The organism is Streptomyces sp. NPDC057438 (genome assembly GCF_042802995.1).
In the GTDB taxonomy this organism is placed as follows: Bacteria; Actinomycetota; Actinomycetes; order Streptomycetales; family Streptomycetaceae; genus Streptomyces.
Genome location: NZ_JBHVDD010000012.1, coordinates 53,380 through 68,457, shown reverse-complemented (window position 1 = coordinate 68,457; position 15,078 = coordinate 53,380). Strand labels below are relative to the sequence as shown.

At 73.9% G+C, this 15,078-nt stretch carries 15 protein-coding genes; 5 read left to right on the top strand and 10 right to left on the bottom strand.

The features are described from left to right. Positions 1 to 339: a hypothetical protein gene (locus tag ACFU5F_RS10080; RefSeq protein ID WP_383884602.1), complete on the top strand. Its 339-nt coding sequence runs from the start codon at positions 1 to 3 to the stop codon at positions 337 to 339. Positions 340 to 397: 58 nt separating this feature from the next. Here the strand turns inward: ACFU5F_RS10080 and ACFU5F_RS10075 are convergent, their stop codons facing one another. Together ACFU5F_RS10075 and ACFU5F_RS10070 are read right to left on the bottom strand one after the other, a co-directional pair. Next, entirely contained in the window at positions 398 to 1,801 is a 1,404-nt protein-coding gene (locus tag ACFU5F_RS10075) for an FAD-dependent oxidoreductase (protein WP_383884599.1), read from the bottom strand. A 90-nt stretch (positions 1,802 to 1,891) separates the two neighbouring features. Next, positions 1,892 to 2,890 (bottom strand): DUF4349 domain-containing protein, encoded by a 999-nt coding sequence (locus ACFU5F_RS10070; protein ID WP_383884596.1) that lies wholly within the window; start codon positions 2,888 to 2,890, stop codon positions 1,892 to 1,894. Between the two features lie 212 nt (positions 2,891 to 3,102). On the opposite strand from ACFU5F_RS10070, the gene hemG reads away from it, so the two are divergent. Both hemG and hemQ read left to right on the top strand, forming a co-directional pair. Continuing rightward, the gene (gene hemG, locus ACFU5F_RS10065) at positions 3,103 to 4,590 is read left to right on the top strand and encodes a protoporphyrinogen oxidase (RefSeq protein WP_383884594.1); all 1,488 of its coding nucleotides are present in this window, start codon (positions 3,103 to 3,105) and stop codon (positions 4,588 to 4,590) included. 4 nt (positions 4,591 to 4,594) lie between these two features. Then, positions 4,595 to 5,326: a hydrogen peroxide-dependent heme synthase gene (gene hemQ / locus ACFU5F_RS10060; RefSeq protein ID WP_383884591.1), complete on the top strand. Its 732-nt coding sequence runs from the start codon at positions 4,595 to 4,597 to the stop codon at positions 5,324 to 5,326. Positions 5,327 to 5,365: 39 nt separating this feature from the next. On the opposite strand, the gene ACFU5F_RS10055 is transcribed toward hemQ, so the two are convergent. From ACFU5F_RS10055 to ACFU5F_RS10025, 7 genes are all read right to left on the bottom strand, one after another. Then, complete coding sequence (locus ACFU5F_RS10055; protein ID WP_383884588.1) at positions 5,366 to 6,949, bottom strand: alpha/beta hydrolase; 1,584 nt, start codon at positions 6,947 to 6,949, stop codon at positions 5,366 to 5,368. Positions 6,950 to 7,054: 105 nt separating this feature from the next. Then, a complete protein-coding gene (locus tag ACFU5F_RS10050) occupies positions 7,055 to 7,822 on the bottom strand; it encodes a TIGR04222 domain-containing membrane protein (protein ID WP_383884586.1) in 768 nt (255 codons plus the stop codon). A 132-nt stretch (positions 7,823 to 7,954) separates the two neighbouring features. Beyond that, positions 7,955 to 8,743, bottom strand: coding sequence for a DUF4142 domain-containing protein (locus tag ACFU5F_RS10045; RefSeq protein WP_383884583.1), 789 nt, complete (start codon positions 8,741 to 8,743; stop codon positions 7,955 to 7,957). A 250-nt stretch (positions 8,744 to 8,993) separates the two neighbouring features. Then, a complete protein-coding gene (locus ACFU5F_RS10040) occupies positions 8,994 to 10,313 on the bottom strand; it encodes a DUF692 domain-containing protein (RefSeq protein WP_383884746.1) in 1,320 nt (439 codons plus the stop codon). A 185-nt stretch (positions 10,314 to 10,498) separates the two neighbouring features. After that, the gene (locus ACFU5F_RS10035) at positions 10,499 to 11,302 is read right to left on the bottom strand and encodes a DUF4142 domain-containing protein (RefSeq protein ID WP_383884580.1); all 804 of its coding nucleotides are present in this window, start codon (positions 11,300 to 11,302) and stop codon (positions 10,499 to 10,501) included. Positions 11,303 to 11,430: 128 nt separating this feature from the next. Beyond that, complete coding sequence (locus tag ACFU5F_RS10030; protein WP_383884578.1) at positions 11,431 to 12,039, bottom strand: DUF4142 domain-containing protein; 609 nt, start codon at positions 12,037 to 12,039, stop codon at positions 11,431 to 11,433. A 343-nt stretch (positions 12,040 to 12,382) separates the two neighbouring features. Then, complete coding sequence (locus ACFU5F_RS10025) at positions 12,383 to 13,135, bottom strand: peptidyl-tRNA hydrolase (RefSeq protein WP_383884575.1); 753 nt, start codon at positions 13,133 to 13,135, stop codon at positions 12,383 to 12,385. 70 nt (positions 13,136 to 13,205) lie between these two features. Here ACFU5F_RS10025 and ACFU5F_RS10020 point away from each other — a divergent pair, with 70 nt between their 5' ends. Together ACFU5F_RS10020 and ACFU5F_RS10015 are read left to right on the top strand one after the other, a co-directional pair. Next, positions 13,206 to 14,177: an ATP-binding cassette domain-containing protein gene (locus tag ACFU5F_RS10020; protein WP_383884572.1), complete on the top strand. Its 972-nt coding sequence runs from the start codon at positions 13,206 to 13,208 to the stop codon at positions 14,175 to 14,177. Further along, positions 14,177 to 14,848 carry an ABC transporter gene (locus ACFU5F_RS10015; RefSeq protein ID WP_383884570.1) on the top strand — a complete coding sequence of 224 codons (672 nt, stop codon included), beginning with the start codon at positions 14,177 to 14,179 and terminating at the stop codon, positions 14,846 to 14,848. The genes ACFU5F_RS10020 and ACFU5F_RS10015 overlap by 1 nt, the downstream gene beginning before the upstream one ends. Here ACFU5F_RS10015 and ACFU5F_RS10010 read toward each other — a convergent pair. Then, entirely contained in the window at positions 14,840 to 15,031 is a 192-nt protein-coding gene (locus ACFU5F_RS10010) for a hypothetical protein (protein ID WP_383884567.1), read from the bottom strand. The two genes, ACFU5F_RS10015 and ACFU5F_RS10010, sit on opposite strands and share 9 nt — an antisense overlap. Positions 15,032 to 15,078 lie beyond the last annotated feature (47 nt).

Here is a 15,078-nt window from a genome sequence, read left to right as displayed (position 1 = left end):
ATGAACGACCGAGTGACCCCGGCGATGCACGCCACCCCCGATGGTGAGGCCGAGATCTCGCTGGTGGTGCGGCTGCCCTGGGAAGACGTCGCCGCGCTCGGCCAGGAGGCCGGGCGGCTGGCGGCGCGGATGCAGCGGCCGGTGACCCTGGACGAGGCGGTGAGCCACCGGCTGCGGTCGGCCCGGCCGGCGGCCGCGCACGCGAAGCCGGCGGCGGCACCGACGGCTCAGCCGGCCGCGGTGACGTCGGCGGCGTCGGTGTCCTCGCTGCCGTCCCGCCCGCCGACGGAACAGGCACGGCAGGCCATCGACCGCATCACCGGCACGTCGGCCGTGTGACGGACACGCCCCGGTCTCCCGGACACGCCCTGGCCTCCCCGGACTCGGTCCGACCTGACTAGGCGCTGTCCGACCTGACCGCCGCCGTCGCCTTTCTCGCCGCCACCAGGACCGGGTCCCAGACCGGGGAGAAGGGCGGGGCGTAGCCGAGGTCCAGGGCGGTCATCTGCTCCACCGTCATACCGGCGGTGAGGGCCACCGCCGCGATGTCGACGCGCTTGCCCGCGCCCTCCCGGCCGACGATCTGGACGCCGAGGAGCCGGCCGGTGCGGCGTTCGGCGAGCATCTTCACCGTCATCGGGGCCGCGCCGGGGTAGTACCCGGCGCGGCTGGTGGACTCGACGGTGACGGTGACGTACTGGAGGCCGGCCCGGTCGGCGTCCTTCTCGCGCAGGCCGGTGCGGGCGATCTCCAGGTCGCAGACCTTGCTGACGGCGGTGCCGACGACACCCGGGAAGGTGGCGTACCCGCCGCCGGCGTTGGCGCCGATGATCTGGCCGTGCTTGTTGGCGTGGGTGCCGAGCGGGATGTGGCGCAGGCTGCCGGAGACCAGGTCGAGGACCTCGACGCAGTCGCCGCCGGCCCAGATGTTCTCGTGGCCCCGGACCCGCATGGCCAGGTCGGTCAGCAGGCCGCCGTGGTCGCCCACGGGCAGGCCCGCCGCCCGCGCGAGCGTGGTCTCCGGGCGTACGCCGATGCCCAGGACCACCACGTCCGCCGGGTACTCGGCGTCCTTCGTGGCGACCGCCCGGACCCGGCCGTCGGCGCCGGTGCGCAGGGCGGTGACCTCGGCGTCGTCGACCATCGTGATGCCGAGGCCCGTCATGGCCTTGTGCACCAGCCGGCCCATGTCCGGGTCGAGGGTGGACATGGGCTCGCCGCCCCGGTTGACGACCGTGACCTCGTACCCCCGGTTGATGAGCGCCTCGGCCATCTCCACGCCGATGTAGCCCGCGCCGACGACCACCGCCCGGCGGCCCTCGGTGGCGGCCAGGGTGTCCAGGAGGGCCTGGCCGTCGTCCAGGGTCTGTACGCCGTGCACTCCGGGGGCGTCGACGCCGGGCAGGTCGGGGCGGATCGGCCGGGCGCCGGTCGCGATGACGAGTTTGTCGTACGAGGTCCAGGACTCGGTGCCCGCGTCGAGGTCCCGCGCGCGCACGCGGGCACCCGTGACATCGATCTCCACGACCTCCGTGCGCATCCGCAGATCGATGGCGCGGGCCCGGTGCTCCTCGGGCGAGCGGGCGACGAGCCGGTCGCGCTCGGGGACGTCGCCGCCCACCCAGTAGGGGATGCCGCACGCCGAGAACGAGGTGAAGTGGCCCCGTTCGAACGCCACGATCTCCAGCTCCTCGGGCCCCCGCAGCCGGCGGGCCTGGGACGCGGCGGACATGCCCGCCGCGTCGCCCCCGACGACCACCAGGCGCTCCCGGGAACGTTCTTCAGTACGGCTCATGTTCATGGGAACACGCTACGGGGGCGCGGCATTTCGGTACGGCGCAGCCGTCCGGGCCGCGCCCGTCGGCGACCCCGCCCTCCGCCCTGCCGGCCGTCAGTCCTGCCCCCGCTCCTCCTCCCGCTCCTCCGTCTGCGGCGCGGCGGCCGGGAGCGAGCTCGCGGTGCCCGCCGTGGCCGCCGCCGGGGCGGGCCGGCGGGTGCGGGTGAGGCGCAGCCACAGGAACACCACGATCGCGGTGACCACCGCGAAGGGGAGGATCGCGGCGAGGGCCATGGCCAGCCAGCGGAACACGGCGACGAACGCGTTCCAGCCGCCCGCCAGCGCGTCCAGGAAGCCCGGCTCGTCGTCGGCCTTCGCGGCCTTCTTCACCGCGGTCTCGGACAGGGAGAGCGTGATGGTGGCGAGGCTCGTACGGTCCTTCAGGGACTTCTGCTGGGCGAGCAGGGACTCCAGGTCGGCCTGCCGGCTGCTCAGCTCGCCCTCCAGGGTGACCACGTCACTGAGCTTGCCCGCCCGGTCCATCAGCTCACGGATCCGGGCCACGCTCGCCCGCTGCGTCTTGATCCGGCTGTCCACGTCGACGACCTGGTCGGTGACGTCCTCGGCCTTCTCCTTGCGTTCGATCAGCTTGCCGGTGCCCTCCAGTTCCCCGAGGACCTGCTCGTACTTCTCCGAGGGCACGCGCAGGACGACCCGGGTACGTTCACGGTCCTTGCCGTCGAGGGTCGTGGACTCGCTGCCCACGAACCCGCCCACGGTCTCCACGGCGGTGCGGGCCTCGTCCAGGGCCGCCGGTACGTCCTTGACCCGTACGGTCAGGGTGGCCGTGCGGATGATGTGGCTGGGCGTGATCTTGACCGGCGCGTCGGCGGCGCCCTGCTCGCTGTAGCTGCTGCCGCTCTCGTCGTTCAGGGCTCCCTTCTGCCGGGAGGCGGACGTGCCCGAGTTGGTGGTGTCGGAGGCCTCCTTGCTGTTCGAACCGCCGCCGTCCCGGGGGTCGGAGCAGCCCGTGAGCGCCAGGGCTCCCGCGAGGAACAGGGCGGCGAGAGCCCCCGCGGGCCGCCGGGAACGTCGTACGTGTGTGTGGGCCATTGCGGCGTACCCCCCGAGGGTCGTGGCGGGCGTGGGTCCGCCCGCACTGCTGACGACCCTTCGACGCCCGAGGGGGACGGAACGTTGGCTGCCGGTGGTCCCGAAGCGGTCACGGTCGGGACTCGGCGGGGCCACGGGGGCGACCGGTCAAAAGGGGAGGCGGGGGCAGGACCGGCGTCATGACGCTCCGTGACGTCTGAGAGGCTGGAACCATGAGCGGATCAGGTACGGACGCCGGGCGCGGCGCCGGGCACGTCGTCGTCATCGGGGCCGGCATCGCGGGGCTGGCCGCCGCGCACAGGCTGCTGGACCGGGGCGCGAGAGTGACCGTCCTGGAGGCCACGGACCGGGTCGGCGGCAAGCTGCTGCCCGGCGAGATCGCGGGCGCGCGCGTCGACCTCGGCGCCGAGTCGATCCTGGCCCGCCGGCCCGAGGCCGTCGCCCTCGCGCGCGAGGTGGGTCTCGCCGACCGGCTCCTGCCGCCGGCCACCGCCTCGGCCTCGCTGTGGACCCGGGGCGCCCTGCGGCCCATGCCCAAGGGCCATGTCATGGGGGTCCCCGGCACCGCGTCCGCGCTCTCGGGCGTCCTGTCCGACGAGGGCCTGGCCCGGATCGAGCGCGACGCCGACCTGCCGCGCACCGAGGTCGGCGACGACGTGGCGGTGGGGGAGTACGTGGCGGCCCGCCTCGGCCGCGAGGTCGTCGACCGCCTGGTGGAACCCCTGCTCGGCGGTGTCTACGCGGGCGACGCGTACCGCATCTCGATGCGTTCGGCCGTACCCCAGCTCTTCCAGGCGGCGCTGACCCACACCTCCCTCACCGAGGCCGTCCGGGGCATCCAGGAGCGTGCCGCCGCAGCCCAGCAGACCGGACCGGTCTTCATGGGCATCGAGGGCGGGATCGGCCGCCTGCCGCTCGCCGTGGCCGAGTCGGTGCGGGCGCGCGGCGCCGAGATCCGCACCCTCGCGCCCGTCACCGAGCTGCGCCGGGAGGCGTCCGGCAGCTGGCGTGTCGTCACCGGCGGTACGGGCAGCGGCGGGCAGGAGCGTGTCCTGCGCGCCGACGCCGTGGTCCTGGCCGCTCCCGCCCCGGTCGCCGCCGCCCTGCTCGGTGCCGAGGCCCCCGAGGCCGCCGCGGAACTGGCGGGCGTGGAGTACGCCTCGATGGCCCTGGTCACCCTCGCCTACCGCCGGGCCGGCCTCACCCTCCCCGAGGGAAGCGGCTTCCTGGTGCCGCCGGTCGACGGCCGCACGATCAAGGCGTCGACGTTCTCCTCCCAGAAGTGGGGCTGGATCGCCGACGAGAACCCGGACCTGCTGATCCTGCGCACCTCGGTCGGCCGGTACGGCGAGACGGCGATCCTGGACCACGACGACGCCCACCTCGTGGACGTGTCGAGGACCGACCTGCGCGAGGCCACCGGACTGACCGCCGCCCCCGTCGAGACCCGCGTCACCCGCTGGGACGACGGCCTGCCCCAGTACCCGGTCGGCCACCACGCGCGCGTGGCGCGCGTCCGCGAGCACCTCGGCAAGCTGCCGGGCCTCGCGGTCTGCGGAGCGGCCTACGACGGTGTCGGCGTCCCGGCCTGCGTCGCGAGCGCCGACGCCGCCGCGGACCGGATCCACGGCGACCTGCGCGCGCTGCGGGATCTCACCGCCGACCCGGTGCGGAGCCTCCACGGCGGAGCGGGAGAATAGGGCCATGAGCGACGTCGCCCCCACCACCGAGCCCGGCCGGATCCCGAACAAGGGCAAGCTGGCCAAGGACCTCAACGAGGTCATCCGCTACACCCTGTGGTCCGTCTTCAAGCTGAAGGACGTGCTGCCGGAGGACCGTGCCGGTTACGCCGACGAGGTCCAGGAGCTGTTCGACCAGCTCGCCGCGAAGGACGTGACCGTCCGCGGCACGTACGACGTGTCGGGCCTGCGCGCCGACGCCGACCTCATGATCTGGTGGCACGCCGAGACCAGCGACCAGCTCCAGGAGGCGTACAACCTCTTCCGGCGGACGAGGCTGGGCCGCGCGCTCACCCCGGTGTGGTCGAACATGGCCCTGCATCGTCCCGCCGAGTTCAACCGCTCGCACATCCCGGCGTTCCTCGCCGACGAGACGCCCCGCGACTACGTCAGCGTCTACCCCTTCGTGCGCTCCTACGACTGGTACCTGTTGCCCGACGAGGACCGTCGCCGCATGCTCGCCGACCACGGCAAGATGGCCCGCGGCTACCCGGACGTCCGCGCCAACACCGTCGCGTCGTTCTCGCTGGGCGACTACGAGTGGATGCTCGCCTTCGAGGCCGACGAGCTGTACCGCATCGTCGACCTCATGCGGCACCTGCGTGCCTCGGAGGCCCGGATGCACGTCCGCGAGGAGGTGCCGTTCTACACGGGCCGCCGGAAGTCGGTGGCCGAGCTGGTCGCGGGTCTGGCGTAGCCGCCGCCGCGCGGGGCCGTCGTCCGGGCGGCCGGGCCGTCAGCCGCCGACGGCCCGGAGTGTCCCGGCGGCCGTGCCCCGCGCGGGGGCGGGCTCCGGACGCGGTCCGCACGCCGCGCGCCGCTCCGGCAGCCGCCCCTCCAGCAGGTACGCCTCCAGGTAGCCGTTGACGCAACGGTTGGCCCCCCAGCCGACCCCGTGGTTGCCGGCGTCCCGCTCGGTCACCAGCACCGAACCCCACAGCCGCCGGTGCAGCGCGATCGCCCCGTCGTACGGTGCGGCCGCGTCCCGCTCGGCCGCCAGGATCAGCGTGGGCGGCAGCTCACCGGGTCCGGTGCGCACGTCGAGCGGCTGCTGACGCGGCCCCTTCCAGTACGCGCACGGCAGGTTCGCCCACACGTTGTCCCATGTCTCGAAGGGCGCGGTGCGCGCGAGCCGTGTGTTGTCGCGGTCCCACACCCGCCAATCGGTGGGCCAGGGGCCGTCGTTGCACTCGACGGCCGTGTAGACGGCGCTCGTGTTCTCCTGCTCCACCGCGGCCTCCGGGGACGGGCCGGCGATCTGCACCAGCGGCTTCGGATCGCCCTTGAGATAGGCGGAGAGCGCCAGGGCACGCTGGGGCCAGAGGTCGTCGTAGTACGCGGCCTGGAGGAACGCACCGTGCAGCTGTCCCGGTCCCACCCTGCCCCCGGCGGGCCGGGCCGCCAGCCGTGCCGCCGCCCGCTCGTAGCCGCGCAGCACCTTCTCGGGGGTGTCACCCAGCCCGTACACCCTGTGGTGCCGGGCGGCCCAGGACCGGAAGTCCGCCCAGCGTCCCTCGAACGCGGCCGACTGGTCGAGGTTGTTGCGGTACCAGATCTGCTCGGGGTCCGGGTTCACCACCGAGTCGAAGACCATCCGGCGCACGTGGGAGGGGAACAGCGAGGCGTACAGCGCCCCGAAGTACGTGCCGTACGACGCCCCCACGAACGTCAGCCGCAGCTCGCCGAGAGCCGCGCGCAGGACGTCGAGGTCGCGGGCGTTGTTGAGGGAGTGGTAGTGCCGCAGCGCGCTCCCGCCCCGCCGCGCACAGCCGCGCGCGAACGCCTTGGCGCGCGCGATCCGCTCCTTCTTGTACGCCTCCGAGGGGTGGGCGGGCGCCGCCGAGGGCCCCTGGCGCAGCGTCCTGGGGTCCCGGCAGGACAGCGGCGCCGAGCGGCCGACCCCGCGCGGGGCGTACCCGACGAGGTCGTAGGCGGCGCCGAGCCGCTTCCAGTCCGGCAGGTAGCCGAGGAGCGGGAAGAACATCCCGGAGGCTCCCGGGCCGCCCGGATTGAACACGAGCGCGCCCTGCCGGGCCACCTTCCGGCCCTGGGCGTCCTTGCCCTTGGCCCGGACCCGGCTGACGGTCAGTGAGATCTGTCTGCCGTTCGGGCGCGCGTAGTCGAGCGGCACCTTCACCGTCCCGCAGCGCACCCCGTCCGGCAGACCCTCCGCCACCGGACACTTCCCGAACCGGATGCCCTCGTCCGCGGCCCGCCGCGCCACCGGGCCGGTGAGCGTGTCTCCCGCGGCGGGGGGAGCGGCGACGAGACCGCTCAGCAGCACCGCCGCGACGGTCACATGGAGAACGGCAGCCCGCATGGCGAATCCCTCCGAAGCACGACAGCGACAAAGGGATGTTTGGTATGGAAGGGGGCGAATGTAAAGCACCGGCGGAGGGTGTCGCCGCCGCGTGCCCCGACGGTGTCACCGCTGTTCGAACGCCGCCCGCAGTTCGGGGGACTCCACCGCCCCCACGCCCCGGACGGCCACCGAGACGAGGTCCGGGACATCGCCCCCGTTCCGTCCCAGTACGGCCTTCAGCACCCGCGTCCCCTCCGGCGACGCCCACCGCGCGCCGGGCGGCCCCTCGACCCGCGCGATGACCAGGCAGCTGAGCGTCAGCACCAGCGGCAGCGCGAACCACAGCGCCACCAGCGCCCGGTGTTCGGCGAACCCCTGCGAGGGCAGCATCAGGGCCAGCGCCCCGAGGCCGCACACGCCGAGCGCGGCCCCCCGTACCTGGGTGACCGCGTCGGCCACGCCCGTGCGCGCGGCGTCCGGTACGGCCAGCCCCGCCGCGACGAGCCGGTCGGAGAGGTGCCGGACCGACTCGGCGGCCGCGGCGGCCCGGCGTACGGGCGCTATCCGGGACTGTCCGCCGGGGCCTATCGCGCCGATGACGGCACGTTCCATCTCGTCCCGGCCCTCCGGGTCCACGACGGTGGCCCACCCGGTGTGGGCGAGGAGGAGTCGGCGCTGGCGGGCCATGGCGACGAGGGTGAGGTCGGCGACGCGCGCCGGGCCGCCGGACAGGAACGCCGCCTCGTACAGGGTGAGCCGGTGGCAGTGGTGGACGTGGTCCGCCCGGATGTCACCGGCGGCGGCAGCCGCCCGCAGTGAGGCCAGGCAGAGTCGGGCACAGGAGACGCCGGCGGCGGCCCAGGCCAGGAGGAGGAAGAGGACCCAGAGCATGGCGTGTTTCTACGCGCCCGCCCCGACCGGAGGCGGGCGTTGTCCGGAAACCTGAGGGAAGGTTCCCGGTCTCGCCCGTTTGTACGCCGCCTCGGCCCGCAATTGCCAGGCCGCAGGGTGACGTGCGGAGCGTCAGCCGTCGTCCGAGGGCCCGTTGGCGGCCGGTGGCAGGGAGTAGGCCGACGGGGCTGTCTCCGGCCGGGACGGGGAGGGTGTCACCGGGACCGGGGAGCCGGGGCCGGCCGGTTCGCGGGGCGGGGCCGGGGAACCGGTCAGGGGCGGGGCGCTCGCGGAGGCGGTGTCGCGGGCGATCGCGTCGTAGTCGACGAGGCCGGTGGCCTCCAGGACCGTGATGTGGTCGAGGACGGTGGTGTTGGCGTCGTCGGCGAGGGCCCGGACCAGGGAGTTGCGGGTGGTGGCACGGACCTGGGCGACCACGGAGAAGACCCTGCCGTGCGCCAGCCGCAGGATGTTGGCGAACTCGTGGTCGTAGGTCTCGCCCCGCGCCGCGTCCAGGGTGGCCAGCCACTGCTTCTGCTGGTCGTTCGGCTGGTTCGGCAGGGGCAGGTTCAGGCGCGCCGCGACGTCGCGGACGCGGGCGTCGAGGAACGTGTGCCCCTCGATGAGATGCTCGCCGGCGGTCCGTACGGCCTCGGTGGTGCCCTTGGTCTCGGCCTGCTGTCCGGCGGGCAGCTCCCACAGCCCGGCCAGCCTGACCTTCGTGATGAAGTCCCGGTCCAGGGCGGACAGCGGACCGTACCGCGTCGTCATGGTCGTCGCGTTGAGCACGCTGACGCCGGTGCCGGAGCGGTCCGCGTACGACCAGACCGGGAAGACCAGCGCGATGAGTGTCGCCGTCAGTCCGGCGACGATGATTCCTGTACCACTGAAGAGTCCTCCCCTGCCCCTGGTGGTTCGCATGGCGTCTCCTGCTCGCGGCACCGCACGCTGATGCGCGGCGGGTGCTTGTCGGCCTACGGACCGGTATGTTACTGCCCGGTCCGCACCAACTGCCGTATGCGGAGGAACGGTTGAGGAGGGGGCAAAGTGTGCGGAACCGGATACGCGAAGCGCCGGATCAATCGGCCCCAAACGGGTCACACGCGACGGTAAACCCGTGTGGGGGACCCGGGTCTGTTAATCGCAGCACATTCGGGACGGGCGCCCCGGCTCAGCGGCGCAGCAGCACCCTGCGGGTGGCGCGGGCCAGCCGGGCCGCGGGGCGCCGGGACAGCGGGGCGGGGCCCGAGCGCTCCAGCCACCAGTGGCGCACCTCGCGCAGGACGTCCGCGTCGGCGGGGCGGCCGGTCAGCAGCACGTGCTCGGCGAAGGACAGGGCGTCGCGCCGGTAGCCGTCGGTCATCGGGTGGCCCTGCGCGTACGCCACGAACGTCGGCCGGTACGACGAGCCGAGGATCTCCGGCAGCTCCGGCGCCACCTTCGCCACGACGTCCGCCCGCTTGGCCGCGAGGGACCGCGCCTGCACACCCAGCCGTACCCGGTCGAACCCCTCGGGCACCGGCGTCCCGGCGACCAGCGCGGACAGCAGCGCGGCCTGCCCGAGCCCGAGCCGCTGCCGAGCGGCGGGCTCGGCCTCGGCGGCGGACGCCGTCCCGGTGGCGGGCGTCCTCGTCCCGGAGCCGCGCACCTCGGTCTTCTCCAGCACGTCCCGGATCGACGCCAGTTCCCGCTCCAGTTCGACCGGCTCGGGGAAGTTGTCGTCGCGCTCCAGCAGGACGCCCGGCGGGGTCACACGGGAGGCGAGGTCGGCGAGGACGTCGAGGACCTGCCGGGGGACGGGGTGGGCGTGGCTGTCGTGCCAGACACCGTCCCGCTCGAAGCCGCCCGCGACATGGACGTACGCGATGGCCTCGACCGGCAGCTCGTCGAGCGCCTTCGCCGGGTCCTCGCCCCGGTTGACGTGGTTGGTGTGCAGGTTCGCCACGTCGATGAGGAGCCGGACGCCGGTGCGGTCGACGAGGTCGTACAGGAACTGCCCCTCGGTCATGTCCTCGCCCGGCCAGTTGATCAGGGCGGCGATGTTCTCCAGCGCGAGCGGAACGGGCAGCGCGTCCTGGGCGATGCGGACGTTCTCGCACAGCACGTCCAGGGCGTCCCGGGTGCGGGGCACCGGCAGCAGGTGCCCGGCCTCCAGCTGCGGCGACGCGGTGAGGGCGCCCCCGGCCCGGACGAACGCGATGTGTTCCGTGACGAGGGGGGCGCCCAGTGTCTCCACGCGCTCGGCGAGGGAGCGCAGGCGCTGCTCGTCGGGGCGGTCGGCGCCGCCGAGGCCCAGGGAGACCCCGTGCGGCACCACCGTCACGCCGCGCTCGCGCAGACGCAGCAGCGACTCGTGCACATGGCCGGGACAGACGTTCTCGGCGACGACCTCGACCCAGTCGACACCGCCCGACCCCGCCATGCGCTCGACGGCGTCGGCGATCTCCGGCCGCCAGCCGATCCCCGTCCCCAACTGTGCGATCTGCTCCATCGTCCCCTCCACGGTCACGTCGGCCACGGCTTCACCAGACCCTGTGCGTCTCCTCACGGCGGACCTGTGCTGCGGTGTGACGGAGTCATGGCCCCGGGACACGGGACCGAACCCCTGGGAGGGGACCTTCAGAGCAACATTTGAGCTTTCCGCTGAGCTTTTCCCTGAGCCGTGCGCCGAGCCCGCTACTGGATCGCCGGCTGGCCCTGGTCCTTGTTGATCTCCTCCGGGTCCGGACGGCCGGTGGGCACCACGGACTCGAAGGGCGACGGCTTCGACTCGGTGTCCGGGTTGGTGGACGGCAGGGCGGGGGGCGCGGCCGGCGGCACCTGGCCGGGGACGGGCGGCGGCGGGCCGCTGGGGCTCGCGGTACCGGTGACCGAGTTCTGCGCGATGGTCGCGAAGTCGACCTCGCCGGTCGCCTCCAGGATCGTGATGTGGTCCAGCACGGTCTGGTTGGCGTCGGAGGCCAGCTGGCGGATCAGCGTGTTGCGGGTGGAGTTCCGCACGGAGGCGATCGCCGGGAAGATCTTGCCGTGGGCGGTCCGCAGCAGGTTCGCCCAGACCTTGTTGTAGTCCGCCTCGGTCTTGGCGGCGGTCATCTGGTCCAGGAAGCCCTGCTGCTCGGCCGTCGGCTGATTCGGCAGTTCGACGCCCAGCTTGGCCGCGATGATCCGGGACCGCTTGTCCAGGTCGGTGTGGCCCTTGATCAGGTGGTCCGCGGCCTCCCGGACGGACTTGCTGCCGCTGCGCTCCAGGGCCTGCTGCCCGGCCGGCAGCTCCCACAGGCCCGCCAGCCGCACGCGGATGAGCAGGTCGCGGTCGCCGGGGGTGAGCGGCCCCCACTGCGTGGTCACCGTGTCACCGGTGAGCGCGGCCGCGGCCGTCGCGTTGCGGTTGGGGTACGAGTAGAAGATGGGATAGGCGACCGCGGTGAGCGTGCCGGCGATCGCCAGGGCGACGAGGACTGAGCCCTTGGAGCGTCGCAAAAGAGCCTCCGGGAGGAAACCAACTGAACGTTGGGGTCTGACTGTTGCCTGTGGGTGCGGGGGTGACCGCTGGGTGTGCCCGGGGGCCCTGGCCTCCGCTCGGGGCGGGGCCGGGGGCCGGGGGCGGGTCAGATCGTGCCGTTGGCGATCGCGTCGAAGTCGACCTGACCGGTCTTCTCCAGCATCGTGATGTGGTCGAGCACGGTCTGGTTGGTGTCCGAGGCCAGCTTGCGCACCAGGGTGTTCTCGGTCTGGTTCCGGATCGTCCCGATGGCCGGGAAGATCTTGCCGTGGGCGGAGCGCAGCAGGTTGGCCCACACCCGGTCGAACTGGTCGTCCGTCGCGTTGTCCATCTGCTGGAGGAAGCCCTGCTGCTGCTCGTTCGGCACGTTCGGCAGCTCGACGCCCAGCTGGGTCGCCACGGCCCGCACCCGCTCGTCGAGGTCCTTGTGGCCCACGATCAGGTGGTCGGCCGCCTCCTTCACCTTGGCGCTCTTCGACCGCGCCATCGCCTTCTCGGCGGCGGGCAGCTCCCAGAGCCCCGCCAGCCGGACGCGCATGATCAGATCCCGGTCGGAGGCCGTCAGCGGCCCCCACTGGGTGTTCACCGAGCTGGCGGCCATGTTGGCCTGGGCGGTGCCCGAGCGGTCGGCGTAGGACCATACGGGGAACGCCAGTGCGCCTACGGTGACGACGAGAGCCAGGCCGGCGATGAGCGAGCCGTTGAAACGCGGCAAGGTGATCCTCCCGGATGATGCCAACTGGTCGTTGGGGCAGTTGCTTGGCCAGTGCCGGAAGATACGTGCAAGGTGGCGGAGTTGTTCAACGGCCTTCGAACCGCGTGAGGAGCCCCGGCTCAGGCGGAAACGATAGTGGGGCGCGGACCGGTGCGGGCCGGGGCCCGAACCGGGGGCGGGGCGGCTGTCCGGTGGCGGGGCGGTGCTGACGGCGAGGGCGGGCTGGGCGGCTGCGGGCCGGTGGGGGCTTCTCGCGCGCAGTTCCCCGCGCCCCTGAAAAGCAGGGGCTGCGCCCCGTGCTTTTCGTCCTTGAGCGGCCGTAGGCACACAAGGGGCCCGGGGTTCAGGTGTGCAGGGGCCTGTGGTCCGCGACCACCGTGCTGGAGCCCGGGGCGACCTCGGTGAAGCCGGCGTCGCGGACGAGGGGGAGGCCGGAGGCGGCGAGGGTCTCCCAGTCGGCCGGCGCGGCGGTGCGCACCGCGAGGGGGAAGCCCGCGTCCCGCCAGGCGGCCCGGGCCCGGGCGTCCAGGTCCCACCAGGCGAGCTGGGCGCCGTGGCCGGCCTGGGCCATCGCCTTGCCCGCCGACATCTCCACCCCGGGGTTCAGCCAGAGGACCGGCGCGGCGGGGTCGGGCCCGGCCGGCGGTTCCGGGTCGTCGAGGTCCGTGCCCGAGACCTGGAGGCGGGCCAGGTCCTTGGGCCAGCCGTCGAGCGGGACCGGCGGGAAGACGCGCACCTCCGCCGACTTGCCCGCCACGGTGATCCCCGGCAGCGCCTCGGCCCGCCGCCACTCCGCGCCCCGCGCCCGCCGGACCACCTTCCGGATCCGGGCGTCCTGCCAGCTCCGCATCGCGTCGGCCCACTCCCCGTCGCCCAGCGACCGCGCGTCGCTCAGCATCACGAGCACCGCCCGCGCCGCCGTCTCCAGCGCGTCCGTGCGCGCCGGCGGCGCCCCCCGCTCGATGCGCGCGACCAGGGGCAGGACGAACTGCGGCCCCTCGTCGCGCAAGGTCCGCTCATCCCGGAAGGGGCTGTCCTGGGCGGCGGCGGAGGAGGCAGCGGGGGCGGGGTCGGGGATCGGGTCGCTCGTGGTCACCCGCCCAGTCTGCCAGGCTGAATCGGCCCTACCCCGACCCGCATTCGCCCGTCTGTACGAGGATGGGGTCATGGAACGTGAGTTATTGCTGAGGCTGGAAGGTGTCGGCCGCCGCTACGGATTCCGTGGCCCCTGGGTGCTGCGCGACGTCGACCTGGAGATCGCCCCCGGCACCCTGACCCGGGTCGAGGGCGCCAACGGCACCGGCAAGTCGACGCTGCTCCGCGTCCTCGCAGGGCTCGACGCTCCCACGGTGGGCCGGGCCACCGGGCGCCCGCGCACGGCGTACGTCCCCGAACGCTTCCCCGCCGCGCTGCCGTTCACCGCCGCCGAGTACCTCACCCACCTCGGTGCCGTCCACGGCCTCGACCGCCCGGCCGCGGCCCACGCCGCCACCGAGTGGCTGGAGCGGTTCGGCGCCGCCGAGTACGCCCGTACGCCCATGGGGGAACTGTCCAAGGGCAGCAGCCAGAAGGTCGCCGTGGCGCAGGCCCTGCTCGCCGCGCCGGAGTTGCTCGTCCTCGACGAGGCGTGGACCGGTCTGGACGCCGACGCCCGGGAGGAGCTGGAGCGCGTGGTCGTCGAGCGGACCGCCGCCGGGGCCGCGGTGGTGTTCGTGGACCACGATCCGGGGCGGCTGGCGGGGGCGCCGGACGCGACCTACGCCGTGGTCGGGGGCGCGCTCGCTCTCCGGGAGGGGAGCGGAAGTTCACGGGTGCGGGCGGACGGCACCCCGGTCGCACTCGATGCCGATGCCGACGCCCAAGCCACTGTCGTGGTCGAGGCGCGGGCGGCTTCAGGGCGGCAAGTCCCGCAGCAAGCAAGCAAGTTGGCGACGAGAGTCCAGGAAGGAGGCTCCGGGACGCACCGGTTCACCGTCCCGGCGGCGGCCTCCGACGCGTTGCTCAGGGCGCTGCTGGAGGCCCGCCCGCCCTGGCATGTGGTGAGCGTGGGTCCGGCGCCCGTGTCCCGGACCGGACCGGAACCCGGCCCCGCGCCCGACTCCGCACCGGAACCCGCACTGGAAGGCGAACCCGCCTGATGAACGCGCTCCTCCGCTACCAGGCGGCGCTCCTCGTCCGCTCCCAGCGCTGGCTCCCGCCCGTCATCCTGTACGCGGCGTTCCTCGCCATCGGCGTGCAGAAGGGGCAGCCGGTGCTCGACTCGCTCGGCTACACGGCCGCCGCGCTGCTGCCCGTCTCCGCCTGGCTGATGCGGATCTGTGTCACCAACGAGCCGCCCGCGGCCCGCAGTTGTACGGGCGCGGCGGCCGGACCCGGCCGGGCGCACCTGGCCTGCGTCCTGGTGGCGTTCTCGGCGGCCGCGCTTCTCGGGACGGCGGCCACGGTCCTCGTCACGCTCATCAGCGCCCCCACGAGCACGGACCACCAGACGCGCGTCGAGTCGCTCCCCGCGGCGGGCGCCGGCCTGCTGGCCGCGCTCGCCTGCGCCCTCCTCGGCACGGCCGTCGGCGCGCTCACGAACTGGCCGCTGCTGCGCTCGCCCGGCCGGGCCGTGCCGGCCCTGCTGCTGGGCGCGCTGCTGGCCCTGGTCGTGGCCGGCTCCCCGGCCCGGATCGCGGTCACGGCCCTGGTCGAAGGCTCGCGGCGGGCGGCCGTCCCGGTCCCCGTCCTGCCCCTGATCGCGGCCGGTCTGCTCACGGCGGCCGCGACCGCCGTGGCGTGCGCCCTGACCACCCGCCGCTCAGCCTGAACAGGCGGTCCGCTCGGCTTCCCGCCACTCGCATACCGGGCAGAGCGTGATCCCTTTGTGGGACTCCGGGTACTCGGTGGGCTTGCGGCACAGGACGCATTCGGCGAAGGGCTCTGCGTCGTCCGCGGCAGGGGCGGGCCCCTGAGCCGCGGTCGTCTCTTCGGCTCCGCGGTGGTTGCTCATCCTTCCAGCGTAGAACGGCCGGGCTGAGGGCGGACCGGGGCGCCGTG